Source organism: Streptomyces phaeolivaceus, from assembly GCF_009184865.1.
Classification (GTDB): Bacteria; Actinomycetota; Actinomycetes; order Streptomycetales; family Streptomycetaceae; genus Streptomyces; species Streptomyces phaeolivaceus.
This window is the reverse complement of the sequence record NZ_CP045096.1, coordinates 5596894-5611136: the sequence shown is the minus strand read 5'-3', so window position 1 is coordinate 5611136 and position 14243 is coordinate 5596894. Positions and strand designations below refer to the sequence as shown.

13 protein-coding genes are annotated in these 14243 nt (G+C 71.0%); 5 read left to right on the top strand and 8 right to left on the bottom strand.

The window, feature by feature from the left end:
* Positions 1 to 177: 177 nt before the first annotated feature.
* From F9278_RS26425 to F9278_RS26415, 3 genes are read left to right on the top strand one after another with little or no spacing between them, the layout of a single operon-like run.
* Positions 178 to 1719, top strand: coding sequence for a circularly permuted type 2 ATP-grasp protein (locus F9278_RS26425; protein ID WP_152170532.1), 1542 nt, complete (start codon positions 178 to 180; stop codon positions 1717 to 1719).
* On the top strand, positions 1716 to 2657 hold the full coding sequence (locus F9278_RS26420; RefSeq protein WP_152170531.1) for an alpha-E domain-containing protein: 942 nt from the start codon (positions 1716 to 1718) through the stop codon (positions 2655 to 2657). The genes F9278_RS26425 and F9278_RS26420 overlap by 4 nt, the downstream gene beginning before the upstream one ends.
* Positions 2658 to 2662: 5 nt before the next feature.
* Positions 2663 to 3538, top strand: a complete 876-nt coding sequence (locus tag F9278_RS26415; RefSeq protein ID WP_152174143.1) for a transglutaminase family protein — start codon at positions 2663 to 2665, stop codon at positions 3536 to 3538.
* 86 nt (positions 3539 to 3624) lie between these two features.
* On the opposite strand, the gene F9278_RS26410 is transcribed toward F9278_RS26415, so the two are convergent.
* The 8 genes from F9278_RS26410 to F9278_RS26370 form a co-directional block, all read right to left on the bottom strand.
* Positions 3625 to 4782 (bottom strand): sugar ABC transporter substrate-binding protein, encoded by a 1158-nt coding sequence (locus tag F9278_RS26410; protein WP_152170530.1) that lies wholly within the window; start codon positions 4780 to 4782, stop codon positions 3625 to 3627.
* A gap of 803 nt (positions 4783 to 5585) precedes the next feature.
* Positions 5586 to 6080: a hypothetical protein gene (locus F9278_RS26400; RefSeq protein WP_152170528.1), complete on the bottom strand. Its 495-nt coding sequence runs from the start codon at positions 6078 to 6080 to the stop codon at positions 5586 to 5588.
* A 185-nt stretch (positions 6081 to 6265) separates the two neighbouring features.
* Positions 6266 to 6529, bottom strand: a complete 264-nt coding sequence (locus tag F9278_RS26395) for a DUF6406 domain-containing protein (RefSeq protein WP_152170527.1) — start codon at positions 6527 to 6529, stop codon at positions 6266 to 6268.
* Positions 6530 to 6550: 21 nt separating this feature from the next.
* Entirely contained in the window at positions 6551 to 6748 is a 198-nt protein-coding gene (locus tag F9278_RS26390) for a hypothetical protein (protein WP_152170526.1), read from the bottom strand.
* Positions 6749 to 6826: 78 nt separating this feature from the next.
* Positions 6827 to 7144: a DUF6406 domain-containing protein gene (locus F9278_RS26385; RefSeq protein WP_152170525.1), complete on the bottom strand. Its 318-nt coding sequence runs from the start codon at positions 7142 to 7144 to the stop codon at positions 6827 to 6829.
* Positions 7145 to 7201: 57 nt separating this feature from the next.
* The gene (locus F9278_RS26380; RefSeq protein WP_152170524.1) at positions 7202 to 8530 is read right to left on the bottom strand and encodes a C2 family cysteine protease; all 1329 of its coding nucleotides are present in this window, start codon (positions 8528 to 8530) and stop codon (positions 7202 to 7204) included.
* Positions 8531 to 8549: 19 nt separating this feature from the next.
* Positions 8550 to 11339 (bottom strand): ATP-binding protein, encoded by a 2790-nt coding sequence (locus F9278_RS26375; protein WP_152170523.1) that lies wholly within the window; start codon positions 11337 to 11339, stop codon positions 8550 to 8552.
* 4 nt (positions 11340 to 11343) lie between these two features.
* Positions 11344 to 11622 (bottom strand): hypothetical protein, encoded by a 279-nt coding sequence (locus tag F9278_RS26370; RefSeq protein WP_152170522.1) that lies wholly within the window; start codon positions 11620 to 11622, stop codon positions 11344 to 11346.
* Positions 11623 to 11846: 224 nt separating this feature from the next.
* Here F9278_RS26370 and F9278_RS46335 point away from each other — a divergent pair, with 224 nt between their 5' ends.
* Positions 11847 to 12023, top strand: coding sequence for a hypothetical protein (locus F9278_RS46335; protein ID WP_193241640.1), 177 nt, complete (start codon positions 11847 to 11849; stop codon positions 12021 to 12023).
* Positions 12024 to 12041: 18 nt separating this feature from the next.
* Positions 12042 to 14144 carry a hypothetical protein gene (locus tag F9278_RS26365; protein ID WP_152170521.1) on the top strand — a complete coding sequence of 701 codons (2103 nt, stop codon included), beginning with the start codon at positions 12042 to 12044 and terminating at the stop codon, positions 14142 to 14144.
* The last annotated feature ends 99 nt before the right edge of the window (positions 14145 to 14243 follow it).

The following is a 14243-nucleotide window of genomic DNA, read 5'->3' as shown; positions in this document are numbered from 1 at the left end:
GTGGCGCGTGCCGTGCGGCCCCTGTGCCGACACGCCGCCCGGCCGGGCGCGGAACCCTCGGCTCCCCCGCCCGGCCGTACTTCAAACCCTCCGTTTCCGCAGGTCGCGATCGCCCCCGCAAGGTGTCGGAAACGCGTCGGTGATCGGGGTGTTACGGAGCGCACTTACCGTCGGGCCATGGCGGACATATTTGACGCGTACGCGCCTGCCGACGCGTGGGACGAGATGTTTGAGCGGCCGGGTGAGGTCAGGACCGCCTATGAGCCGGTGCTGGCCGCGCTGCAGCCCGTCGAGCCGGCCGAACTGCGGTTCAGGGCGGACCAGATGGCCCGCGCGTTCACCGACCGGGGCGTGACGTACGCCTTCGCGGGCGAGGAGAGACCCTGGCCGCTGGACCTGGTGCCGCGCATCCTGGACGCCCTGGAGTGGGATCTCATCCAGCGTGGAGTGGCGCAGCGCGTACGGGCGTTGGAGGCGTATCTCGCGGACGCGTACGGGCCGTGCCGGGCCTTCGAGGACGGGGTCGTGCCCTGGCGGCTGCTCCTCAACTCGCCCCACTTCCACCGGGCCGCGCACGGTGTGGAGCCGCCGGGCGGGGTCCGTATCCATGTCGCCGGGATCGATCTCGTACGGGACGAGGCGGGCGACTTCCGGGTGCTGGAGGACAACGTCCGGGTGCCGTCCGGGGTGTCGTACGTCATCGAGAACCGGCGCGCGATGACCCGGGTCTTCCCGTCCCTCTTCGCCGAGCAGCACGTCGTACCGGTGGACGGCTACGCGCAGAGGCTGCTGGCCGCGCTCCGGGCCGCCGCGCCCGGCGGCATCGGCGACCCCCGCGTGGTCGTCCTCACCCCCGGCCCCAACAACGCCGCCTACTTCGAACACGCCCTGCTGGCCCGGCTGATGGGAGTGCAGCTGGTCGAGGGGCACGATCTCGTCTGCCGGGGCAACCGGGTGTGGATGCGGACGACACGCGGGGAGATGCCCGTCCATGTCGTATACCGGCGGCTCGACGACGACTTCCTCGACCCGCTCCACTTCCGGCCCGACTCGGTGATCGGCTGCCCGGGGATCATGGGCGCGGCGATGGCGGGGAACGTGACGCTCGCCAACGCGGTGGGCAATGGCGTGGCGGACGACAAGCTCCTGTACACCTACGTCCCGGACCTCATCCGCTACTACCTCTCCGAGGAACCGATTCTGCCGAATGTCGAGTCCTTCCGGCCCGACGAACCGGGGCAGTTGGAGGCGGTCCTCGACCAGATCGACCAGCTGGTGATCAAGCCGGTCGACGGGGCGGGCGGGCAGGGCATCGTCATCGGGCCGAAGGCGGACCGGGAGACGCTGGAGCGCACCCGCCAGGCCGTCGCCGCCGATCCGCGCGGCTGGATCGCGCAGCGGCCGGTTGCGCTGTCCACCTCCCCCACGCTGGCCGGCGAACGCATGGCGCCACGCCACATCGACCTGCGGCCGTTCGCCGTGAACGACGGCAGCGAGGTGTGGGTGCTGCCCGGCGGACTGACCCGGGTCGCCCTCCAGGAGGGCAACCTGATCGTCAACTCCAGCCAGGGCGGCGGCTCCAAGGACACCTGGGTGCTCGCCGAGGGACCCGCCGAGCGGCCGTACGAGGAGGCCGGCGGCCCGCTGCCGGAGAAGGCGCCGCGTCAGCTCGGCCCCGACGGCACCCGCGCGGTCGTACAGGAAGGGGCGCAGCAGTGAACGACGTGATCCTCTCCCGGATAGCCGAGGCCCTGACCTGGACGGGACGGTACGTGGAGCGGGCCGACGCGACGGGCCGCATCCTCGACGCCTACCTCCACCGGCTCCTCGAAGACCCCTGGCGCGACGAGGACACGGCCTGCCGCTCGCTGTACGCGATCCTCGGCGTCGACGCGCCCGGCCGGCAGCACCACTGCGACATGCAGCAGGTACTGGACCAGCTGGCCTTCGACGCCCGCTCCACGGGGTCCATCGAGGGCGCGCTCGGGGCGGCCCGGCTGAACGCCCGCAGCGCCCGGGAGGCGGTGTCGTCGGAGATGTGGGAGTGCCTCAACTCCACCTGGCACGCGCTCGCCGACCAGCGCACGGCCGCGCGCCGCACGGGCGGCCCGTACGCCTATCTGGAACTCGTACGCCGGCGCGCGGCGCTCTTCTTCGGGCTCGCGGACTCCACGATGAGCCGGGACGACAGCTGGCGCTTCGTGGTGCTGGGCCGCAGCCTGGAGCGGGTGGACATGACCGTACGGCTGCTGTCGGTACGGGTGCTGGACGCGGCGCACGCGCCGGACTGGCCGACCCTGCTGAGCGCGAGCGGCGCGGACGAGGCGTACGCGCGGGTGCACGGCGGCTTCGGCGAGGGCCCCAAGGTCGCCGAGTTCCTGCTCCTGGACCGGGACTTCCCGCGCTCGGCGCTGCACGCGCTGACCACGGCGGAGGAGTGCCTGGCCGCGCTCGGCCGCCCCCGCCAGGACCCGGCGCGCCGCCCGATCGGCGCGCTGCGCACTCATCTCGAATACCTCGACTCCGAGTCCCTGGAAGCCGGACTGCCCACGCTGCTGCGGGACTTGCAGCAGGCGTGCATGGCGTCGGCGGAGGCGGTGGCCGAGAAGTTCTTCCCGTACCAGGGGCCCGTCGAGTGGGCCCAGGAAGGCGCGTGAGCGCGATGAACCTGCCTGTGGCGAGCCCGGTTCCGAGGGCGACCCGGCGGCTGCGTATCCGGCACACCACCCGTGTCGCGTACGCGCAGCCCGCGGCCTCCTCCCACAACGAGGTCCGGATGACCCCGCTGACGCTCCCGGGCCAGACCACCCTGGACGCCCGGGTCCTGGTCAACCCCTCCACGCCCACCTGGTCGTACTGGGACTACTGGGGCACCCAGGTCACCGGCTTCGACCTGATCGAGCCGCACTCCGACCTGACGATCACCGCGACCAGCCTGGTGGAGACGGCTCCGCCGGAGCCGCCGCCGGCCGCGCCGGAGTGGGCGGAGGTCCACCGCGCGACCGCCGGCTCCCGCCTCCTCGAATACCTGACGGCGACCGGCCGTACGACACTGCCCGCCGCGCTGCTGGACCGGGCCCGGGAGGCGGCGGACGGTCTCGATGTGCACGGGACGGCGGTCGCGGTGTCGTCGATGGTCGCCGACCACGTGTCGTACGTGCCGGGCGCGACCGGGGTGCACACCAGCGCGGCCGAGGCGTGGGAGCAGGGGGCCGGGGTCTGCCAGGACATCGCCCACCTCACCCTCGGCATGCTCCGCGCCCTCGGCCTGCCCGCCCGCTATGTCTCCGGCTACCTGCACCCCGAACGCGAGGCCGAACTCCACCGCCCCGTCGCCGGCCAGAGCCACGCCTGGATCGAGTACTGGTCCGGCGACTGGACCGGCTACGACCCCACCAACCGCGTCCCCGCAGACGAGTCCCACGTCGTCGTCGGCCGAGGCCGCGACTACGACGACGTGACCCCCCACAAGGGCGTCTACCGGGGCGTGGCCGGGGGGCCGCCGGAGGTGACGATCGAGTTCACTCGGGTGGGTTGAGGGGCGCGGCGACGAACCGCGTGGGGCGGGACCTGGTCCCCGGCGCGCCGCGCGCCGGGGACGGTCCCGGGCAGAAGGACGCGGGGTCAGTCCAGGTCGGCCGCGGAGCAGGCGGACTTGAAGTCCGAGGTGCAGATCTGCTTGACGGTGTAGATGCCGTCGGCGACGACCGTGTCCTTGATGTTGGACTTGGTCAGCGCGACCGGGGGCACCAGCTGGGCCGGGATCTTCTTGGTGGTCGGGGAGTCGACGCTGTCCTTGGCGAGGGCGTCGAACTCGATCGAGCGGCCCTGCACCTTGGCGACGGCCATCTCGGCGGCGGCGCTCGCCTGCGTCGGGAAGGACTTGTAGACGGTCATGTACTGGTCGCCCGTGAGGATGCGCTGCACGGCGTCCAGGTCGGCGTCCTGCCCGGTGACCGGCGGCACCTTGGAGACACCGGCGGTCTTCAGCACGTCGATGACGGCCCCGGCGATCCCGTCGTTCGCGGCGTAGACGGCGTCGATGTTGTCGACGCCCAGCTTGGCGACGGCCTTCTCCATGTTCGCCTTGGCGACGACCGGGTCCCAGTCCTGGGTGTCGAACGTCTCGGAGATCGTCACCTTGTCCTGGAGCTCGGAGAGCGCGCCCTCCTTGAACATCGCGGCGTTCGGGTCGGCGGGCGACCCGTTCATCATGACGATCTTGTTGGCGGCGCTGTCGCCCAGGTCCTCCACCAGCGAGCGGCCCTGTACCTGGCCGACCAGCTCGTTGTCGAAGGAGACATAGCCGTCGATCGGGCCCTCGGCCAGCCGGTCGTAGGCGATGACGGGGACGCCCGCGTCGTCGGCCGTCCGCACGGCGGACGCGATCTTCTTGGAGTCCACGGCATCGACGATGATGATGTCGACCCTGTCGGCCACCATCTGTTCCAGCTGGGTGTTCTGGGTCTCCGGGTCCTTCTCCGCGTTGGCGTACTTGGTGACGCCCTTGTTGTCCGTGAGCTCGGCGATCTTCTTCTTGATGTTCGGGTAGTCGAACTGCTCGTACCGCTTGGTCTCCTTGTCGGGGAACAGCACGCCCACCGTGATGTCGTCGCCCTTCGTGGGGCTCGCCTCCGCGCTGCCGCCGACGTCCACGACCCCGCAGGAGGCGAGGGAGACGGCCGCGGCCGAGGCGGCGAGGGCGGTGGCGGTGCGACGCAGAGCGGTGGTACGACGACGTATACGAGTGCTGGGGGTGGTGCGGGTGGTACGGGCGTTCACATCAAGGGCCTTCCGGGCGTGGGTGCAGCAACTGCGACCCAGGTGGCTGAAAGCCAACGCGGTGATCACCTCAGCGTCAAGGACTAATCACTTAACGAGATGACAACAGCCTTGTGTGGTCTCGGTGTGAAGAGGGTAAAGCAAAGGGCCCCCGCTGTCGCCGCGCGGCCTTCACCTGACACGAGCCAACGACTGCCGCCGGCTCCGCCCTTTCGCCAAGGGCCGCCGTACGGGCGGGAGTTGGGGGAGAAAGGGGTGCGGGGCATGACCAGGGCGAGGACCGGGCTCGACGGCCCCCGGGATCAGCACCGTCCCCGCCGTGTCGGTCCGCTTCTCCGCCCGACGGGACGCACGGCGCCGGGTGGCGGACCTCACGTGGGAGGGGCATGGGCCTCACGTGGGAGGGGTGGACCTCACGTGGGCGCCCGGTCTTCGACGCGCGAGTCGTTCGGGTGAGGCCCGCCACGACCTCGCGGGCGAGCCCGGCGTACCGGTCGCGGGCCTCGGCGATCCGCTCCCGGTCGGCCGAGCGCAGCCGCTCACGCTTCCTGCCCAGCCGCCCCTGCGCGGCACGCGCCGCCTCGTACGCCGCGGTCTCCTCGTGCGACCGGTCGGGCGGCCGGTCGGGCGCATGGTCGGGCGGCCGGTCGGGCGCATGGTCGGGCGGCTCCGGGTCGTGGGTCACCGGGTCGCGGGTCACCGGGTCGTGGGTCACCGGGACACCGCCGTTGTGTGCCGCGCCGACCGCGGCTCCCCGTGGAGCGCGCGCATCGCGGAGGGGCGCGCCACGGCTCACCGGCGGCTCAGCCCTCGGCCGCCCACGTCCGCAGCAGGGCCTCCCGCCGCTCACGTCGTGGGGTGCCCTCGGCGGCGTGGGCACGGCCCCAGCGCGCGAGGGTGTCGACGTCCGCCGCACCGGACACGATGCGGTCCAGCAGGGCGAGGGAGAGGTCGTACTCGGACCGGACGTAGCCGCCGAGGGCCGCGGCCGACATCGTGTTCAGCTCGACGGTGCTCTCGGCGGTCACCAGGTGTACCTCGAACGCGGCAGCGGCCTCACCGCCGCCCGCGACCAGGTCGACGGCCGTGGAGGCGAGCAGCCTGGCGCCGGAACGGACCCGTACGTACCGCACGGCGACCGACCGGATCTCCGACCAGCCCCACACCGCGCTCTGTCCGGTCCCGAGCCCCTCCACCCAGTCCCGCGTCAGCCGCACCCCGCACCCGTACCCCTCCGGCCGCGCCCCGAGGTACACCTGACCGTCCTCGGCGATCCAGAACAGCCCGACCATGGCCATGAGTGCCTCCCCGGCGGCGACTTACGCGTTTCCCCTGGTGAGACGTTATCCCGGGCCCCTTGGTTCAGCGGCCGGGAGCCGTGCGCAAGGTCACGCCGCACTCCCGAACGCGGACCCCTCGGAGGCGGTTCGTTCCCCCGGCCGTCGCTCCGCCACGGCACGTCCACCCACCCGCCGGTCCGGCCTCAGCGCACCGGGCGCAGAACGACGTTCCAGGAGATGGCGTTGGGGTGGTTGATACCGGTGACCTCCCATGTCTCATCCCCCAGCGGGAACGACTCGCCCATGGTCAGCTTCTCCAGCCGCCTGTCACCACCGGTGGGTGTGACGGACAAATGCACCACGGCCGCCCGCTCGGCGGTCCGCGGCAGGCTTCCGGTTCCGCCGATCCTTCCCGCACCCACATGAGCGACGGTGCCGCCCAAGAGCGTCAATTCCTCGGGTGCCATGGGCACCCCGCATATCCCCTCTCACGCACCGACGGAAGCCGAAGCCGCCGGCACCGCCACGACCACCCACTGGCCGGCGCCCAGATACCGGACGTCCGCGAGGCGCCGGATCGCGCCGTCCACCGCGACGGTGTCGTTCAGCCGGAGTTCCTCGTCCCACTCGGTGCCGTCCGCGTCGAGAATGGTCAACAACGCCTCGGCACGGGCCGCCTGTGGCATGGAGGCTCGCCTGCCGGGCCGGCCTGCCATTCCAGTGGCCCGGCACCGACCGCCGAACCTCGGCAAGCCATGACCACGTCACGCGTCCGGGACCTCCGGAGAAGTGGCGTCCTCGGGCACGGTGTTCGAGACGGCGTCTGCGGGAACCGCCACGGCCGTCCACCTGCCGCTGGCGGAGTGCGTGACGTCCACCAGGCGCCAGGTCTCCGAGCCCACGCGGAAGGTGTCGTTCAGCTCCAGGCGTTCCTTGCGTTCCGTGCCGTCCGCGTCGACGACGGCCAGCTTCACGCGCGCCGGTCTCGACTCGGTGGCCGACGTGCTGCTCACACCGCCGACCTTTCCCTCCACGGTCCTCGTGAGCTGCCCGGAGCGGATCACCAGCTTGTCCCGCGTCATACGAATCTCCTCTCCACATACCCCGAGTGGGAATGATTTCTCGGTTGTTCGAATGCCCTAGGCGAGCGTGCCGTAGAGCCCCCACCCTTGGTCACTGAAGTTCTTGATGAACTCCTCGGTCGACATCTTCTCCGGATCGTCGACGCCCCAAGGATTGCGCAGATGGACCATGCCGTCCTGCGCCCCGACCACCTCGTACACATGGTTCGGCACCAGCTCGTAGGGCAGTTCCTCTTCGTCGGCGTCCTCGTTGAGCATGCGCGTCGCGGCCAGGACCGGTTTGCTCTCGGCGAGTTGCTGCCGCAGGTGCCCCTCCAGCGCGGGGCCGGCACCCTCGCCCTGCGGGAATGGAAGGACGATACTGTCGCTGCCCGTGAGCTGGGTGAGCATTTCGGTCTGTTCCCACACGGTGGAGCCCTGGTTGAGCCGTTCGTAGCCGACCGGCGTGGGACCGTCGGGGGCGTCCGCGTCCGCCTTCCACTCCGCGTCCCAGTCGTTCGTGCGCTTGTCCTCCCACGTCTGGTCCACTGCGGCCATCGCCTTCTCCAGCACCGCGGGCCAGGCCGCCCCTTCCATCTGCGCGAAGACCGGCATGCCGGGATCGTCCTCGACAACGGGAAGGCCCGGCTCGACGACGAACTCGATCCGTGGGCCGGTGGCCCTGCAGACGTCGTCCGCACCGCGTTCCGTGTCGTAGAAGGTCACCGTGTAGGTGCCGTCGGAGTTCTCCTGGACGGCGTTCTCGATGGCCTCGGGGCGATGCCCCGCGACAGCTGCGAGCGACGCGATGACACCGCAGTCGTTGAGACTGCCCTGTGCGATCTGCTCCCGCGTGGGCGACCCGTCGAAGAGCGGCACCTTGCCCTCCGGGCCCTCGTTGATCGGGTCGCCGTAGGTCAGCCCTTCGATCTCCTCCCCGTCATCGAAGTACATGTTCTCGATGGACGGACGATCGACCGTCTTCTGGATCTTGTCGCCCGCGTCGCTGGGCTCGCCCGTTTCGGTGTCCGGCTCCTCGGCCTCCACAGGGTGCGCAGACGCCTCCGGCTCGACCGGCTCCGTCGGCCCCTCGGGCTCCTCCGCCGTCTGAGGAGGGCTGTCCGTGTCGCCCACCGCGCTCCAGTACGACGGCTCCTCGGGTTCGCCCTCGCTCCACACCCCGGCCGAGTCCACCGACCCCTCCGGCTCCAACGGCTCGGCGGGTTCCGTCGGTTCCACGGGCTCGCTCGGCTCCAGAAACCCCTCGCCGGACCAGCTGTCCTTCACCGCGGTGGAGGAATCGGCGGCTCCCGGCTCCACGGGGGCACCGGTCTCCCCCGATTCCCACGGTCCGGAGACTTCGAGTTCCGGCGCGGGGGGACGATCGGTCCCCTGAAGCTCGCTCACGTACGGTCCTTCTCAGCCATCATGGCGCCGCTGTTCCTCCTGTCGATCCCCGCTCGTCCTTCGCCCTCCGAGGTACCCGGTCAAAGCTCGCGAGAGCCTGGGCGAACTGGCCGGACCAGCGCTCCGACGGATCCGCGCACCCGACGATCCGCTCCAGCACGGACGGCGAGGACCGCCCGTGGTAGTACTCCCGCGTCCTCGTTCCCGGCCGGGCCTTCCACCGCGGCTCCGCCGCCGGACACGGATCCCGTCCGTCGAGTTGGGCGCGCATCATCGCGGCCACGTGCTCGGCCAGTGCCTCCGGCGCCGCGGGCGCGCCGACGCGGCTGTGTACGGCGCGGTCGACGGCCTGGCCGATCGCGCAGTCCAGGAGACGCCCCCGGTGCGGCTCCAGGTCCCGCCGCATCGCCTCGCCCGGCAGCGGCGTGGTCCAGCCCAGCAGATGCGCCGCGACCGCCATCTCCGCCCACAACGCGATCCGGAGTTCGGGCTGGTCCATCAGCCGCTGCGCCCTGCGCAGGTCGCGGAGGGTGCACGGCTCCGGTGTGCGGCAGGGGCCGCAGGCGCGGCTGCGCTCACCTGTCAGCGCGACCGCCGACGCCGGCCGGATCGCCCCCGCGTCCTCGCGGTCCGTCCCGTCCCGCATCCGGACCAGGAGGGGATAGTCCATGCCGTCCGTGAAGACGGCCGCCTCGCCCGGCCGCAGGGTGACCAGGTACTCGGACTGGGCCGCCGTGATGTTCATGGTCGCGCCGACCGCCTCGCGGTCGTCCTGGGCGGGGAGGCGGTGGACCACCTTCGCCGCCGTGTTCTTGATGACGTCCGGGAGGAGCTTGGAGGGAATCTGGTCGGCGATGACCAGGCCCTCGCCGTACGCGCGGATCTCGGCCAGCAGACCGGCGAACATCTCCACCGCGTGGGCGCTCGCGCCGCCCTCCTCCGCGCGGCGCAGCAGCCGGTGCGCCTCCTCGAAGACGCTCAAGTGCCGCAAGGGGAAGGACAGTCGGCGGGTCACGCGCTGTTCCATGCGCAGGTACTCGACGAGCCGGACGAGGATCGTGCCCATCAGGAACGCCTTGTCCTTGTCGTCGCCGACGTCCTCGATCTCGAAGACGACGTTGCGGCGCAGGAGTTCACCGAAGTCGAGGGGACGGCCGCCCTCCAGGAAACGGCCCGTGGTGCCGAGCCGCAGACTGGCCAGGCGGATCTTGATGAAGCCCTGGACGTTGTCGGCGACCTCCTTGCCGTAGCCGATGTCCGTCACGACCTTGAGGGCCGTGTGCTCCAGGTCCTCCAGGGTGGGGTAGCGGGGCTCGGTGCCGGGGACGAGCGGTTCGCCGAGGGTGAGGTCCCAGCCCAGGTCCTCGTAGCAGCGGGTGAGCGCGGCACTCAGGACCTGGGGGAACGGCTCCTGCGGGTCGAAGGAGGCCAGGAACAGGGCCCGCACCATGTCGAGATGCGTCTGGAGCGGGAAGCGCTCGCCGTTCGCGTACGCGGAGGGCTCCAGGGGGTTCAGGCCGGCCGGGAGCGCGTCGGGGTCGCCGGGTTTGATGACGACGACCTCGCTGGTGTCGCCGAGCCGCGCCGACATGAACCGGTACTCGGCCTTCGCCGGTTCCACCACCAGCCACGGGATGCCCTCATGCGTCGCCGCCTCCAACAGACCGCGCACGGTCTGGGACTTGCCGCCGCCGGTCGCCCCGCACACGAAGGTGTGCCGGTTGAGGGTGGAGCGGGTCAGCTCCAGGTCGCCCACGGGGCTGCGGTTGCGGTCGAGCACCGAGCCGAGCCGGACCGGCGCCGGGGCGTCGGGGGCAGCCGGTCGCCCGGTGGTCTCGGGGGTGACGTCGAACTCCGGCCGCAGCGCGAACCGTACGCCGGGTATCTCCTGGGCGGGCGGCCGGGCCAGTGTCGCGAGCAGGTCGGAACCGGCGTGGAAGGGGTACCGCTCGGGGGCGGGGAGGACTCCGCCGAGGGCCGAGGCCAGGTCCGCGACCCGTCCGGTCGGCCGGAGCGCGTACGGCAGCCCCTCCGTGTCCGCCGACGCGCAGACCAGCGCGGCGACCCGGGTCGCCTCCTCAGCCGTACGTCCTCCCGCCAGCAGCCGGATGCTCCACAGTCCGGTGGTCGATGCCTTGGCCAACTCCTGGTGTCGCCGTTCCAACCGGGCCGCCGCGATGGCGTACTCGGGCGAACCGTCCGCCTTGGACTGGGCCCTGCGCTGTTCGTCGGCGACGTCACCGGTGAGTTCATGGAGTTCGGCGGCGGCCACCGGTTCGGCGAACACCAGCCAGGCGAAGGGTTCCTGCCACACCGCGAGGAGACAGTCCTCCAGGGTGGGCCGCAGCCGGGCGGCGCCCGGTCCCGCGGCGTTGGCCGCGTCGTCGACGAGAAGCCCGTCGGTCACACCCTCGACAGCGCTCCAGTGAGGGAACTCCGCGAGCAGGGAGGCCGCCGTTCCCGTCGGCTGGACGAGTCCGCGCGCTCCGGCGGGGAGTCTCAGGAGAGTCGTACCGCCGCCGTCCGCGTCCGCTCGGCCGCCGAGCAGCGCGGTCCCCCCGATCAGGACGTCGATCGGCCGGTCCGCCGCCCGACGTGCCCAACCGACGAACACCGCGCCGCCCGACGGGTCGTACGACCGTCGTGCGTGATGGGCGGAGATCAGCGCGGCGAGCCTCTGAGCGTGCAGGTCGTCGCCGGGGCCGGGGGCCCGGTCCTCGGTGGACCGCCCGCGAGGGACCTCGCGCAACAGACAGGTCTCCATGCCGGCGAAACGCTGCCACGTACCGCCGGAAGCCGTGTCGTCCATGGGATCAGACCGCTCCCGCCTGCTGTCCGGCGCTCGCAGGGCGTCGCGTCTCAGGCACCACGTCCGACGGCGCGAGGTACAGCACCTCGCCTGCCGCGGCGGCCGGTTCCATCGCCGGGTCGGTGTCGATGCGCCGGATGTGCGCCAACCCCTCCACCCAGCCGCCCGATTCGCTCCGGTAAACAGGCAAACCATCCCAGATGCCGGAGATGTCCGGCAGGGTGCGGAATATTATGGCATCCGTGAGTTGGGCATACTCGTGCGCGAGCAGCGTTGTTGGCAACTTCTCCCCCGTTGTCGATCTCGCGCCTACACCATAGAGTCGGGCGCGCCGAGGGCCAAGCCTTGCAACTGTGACGTCGCTCCGGATACCTCTCGCTGGACTGTGAACGTGGTTTCGTGCAGCATGTCTCGGCTGTGGATCATCAGCTGACTCTCCGCTTCGGCGGCACGGAGGCGAGTTCAATCGACAGAGGCGCATCTTCACCCGTGCCGGCGCGGCTCTTCATGAGCGTCCCGAAGTCCGTGTCCCGCACCGCCCTCTTCCTCGCCCGAGAACTCTCTCTCCCGGTCACGGCGTTCCCGCCCGCGATCGCTCTCCGCGAGGGTGTCCTGGCCGGGCCCCTGTCCACCCATCCGCTGTTCCACCGGCGCGTACGCGCCATCGAGACCTTTGTCGCCTGACCGGCCGGGAGCCCCGTCATGACTGTCGTAAGCACCGAGGCCGGGCAACTCGGCCGTTATGAGCGACTCTTCGATCCCGGCCAGCGCCTCGGCTGGATCCACCGCGACCCCGAGTCGTTGCGTCAGCCCTTCGTCGAGCCCGAGCCCGAGCGTGTCGAGTTGCCGGCCGAGTACGACAACCGGGTGGAGGCCGCTCGGCGCAGTCGCAAGGACCGCCTGCGCACCGCGCTCGGTTTCGGTGTCATCGCCGCGGTGGTGTGCTATCTGCTGAGCCTCCTCCTCGGCCCCCTCGTGAACGCGATCAGCGCGACGGTGATCGCGTTCGGGATCGCACACCTGGCTCACGCCTCATGGCGGTTCCGCTCCGCCACTCGCGCCCGCGCGGCCCAGAAGATCACGCTGGAACAGCGATTCGAGCACGAATGGCAGTCCTGGCACCAGCGTCGGCAGTTCCACGAGAGCCATCAGCGGCAGTGGATCGGCGGCCTGGACGCCTGGGGCGCGCTCCCCTACGGCACCGACACCCGGCGGCTGGACATCTTCGGCGGCAGCCAGCGCGGTCGAGAGGGCTTCCTCACGGTCTTCGGCGCCTCGACGCTGCGGGAGCGGCCGTTGATCGTGCTGGACCTGACACAGGCCCTGATCTGCCGTGAGCTGTCCGTGCTCGCCGAAGCCATCCATCTCCCCGTGGATGTGCAGCTGGTACCCAGCCGTATGGCGGAGAGCGGCATCGTCAGCGCTCTCGCACCGCACGAGTTGGTGCAGGCCCTTGTCGAGGCCATGAACGGTGACAACGCCGAGTCCAGCCGGGCCGAGCGGGCCGTCCACACCCGGATCCTCACACAGGTGTGCGGCGCGCTGGGCACCGACGTGTCCCTGGCACGGCTGGGCGCCGGACTGCGTGTGCTGGTCGGAGAGAGCGACGACACCAGGTTGCTGAGCAGGGACGAGCGCAACTTCATCTCGGACGACCTGTTCAGCGACAAGAACAAGGACCAGATACGGGACAGCCTGTTCCGGCTGATGTCCTTCGTGGATCCGCTGGTGGAACTGGGCACGGCCCGCGGGGATCGCGGTCCGGGTTATCTGACGTGCGTCGCTCTCGACCTCGGGGCAGGTTCGGCGAGCACGGAACTGCTGGCCGACCTGGCCGTGCAGAGCGTGATGCGGCGACTGTCCTCCCTGCAGGAGAACGCCCCGTCCGTCGTCGTGGCTCTCGGTGAGCAGGGCCTGCAACGGCGCCATCTCGAACAGCTGGCCCAGGTCTGCGAACGGCGCGGCGCTCAACTCACGTTTGTGCACGCACACCTGAGGGAGGCGGGCGAGGACCTGATCGGCGGCGGCACGGTCGGTTTCATGAGGCTCGGAAACCATCAGGAGGCCATGGTCGCCGCCGACTTCATGGGTCGTCACCACTCCTTCGTCCTGCACACCCTGACGGACACGGAAGGCCGGACCGTCAACACGTCGATCGCCGAGACGATCGGCTCCTCCATGAGCAGGGGCACGACCCACAGCGGTTCCACCACCCGGGGCCGGAACAGCTCCACCACCTATCAGGGGGCCTTCAACCCGCTCTCGACAGCCCAGTCCACCAACTCCGGCCGCAGTCACAGCGAGACGACCGGCGTCTCCACCAGCGTCACGCACGGCACCAACGAGTCCACGACCCGCACGACAGGTGAGAGCGACAGCACCAGCCTGGCCTCGGGGCGACAACGCGTCTACGAGTACGCCCTCGAACCCACGCAGCTCCAGGCACTCGCCGAGTTCAGTCTGCTGGTGGTGGAGCGACAGCCCGGCGGGGCCGTGCGGGTGCACGCCGGAGACTGCAACCCGAACGTCGTTCTGCTCGACCGGGTCAGCACCCAGCCACTGCCCGGTTTCGACACGCCTCCACAGCAGCACAGTCCCGCCCCCGCCCTCACCGAACGGGCCCCCGCCCCGCAGCAACAGGCCCACGCGCCCATCCAGCCCGCCGGAACGCCTCAGCAGCCGTACGCGCCCGCGCCCCACCAGCCCGCGTGGCCGTCCCAGCCACAGCAGCCGCAGCCCCCGGCCGGCTGGACCCCGGGCACTCCGCCGAACCAGCCCGGACAACAGCAGGGCGGCTTCCGGTGACGGACATCGAGCGCAAACCCGACGAAACGATTTTCCGTACAACCTGACCCCCACCTCGGCGTGGACCCACGCGGCCGGAGACTTCCCAGGACGCGGGCC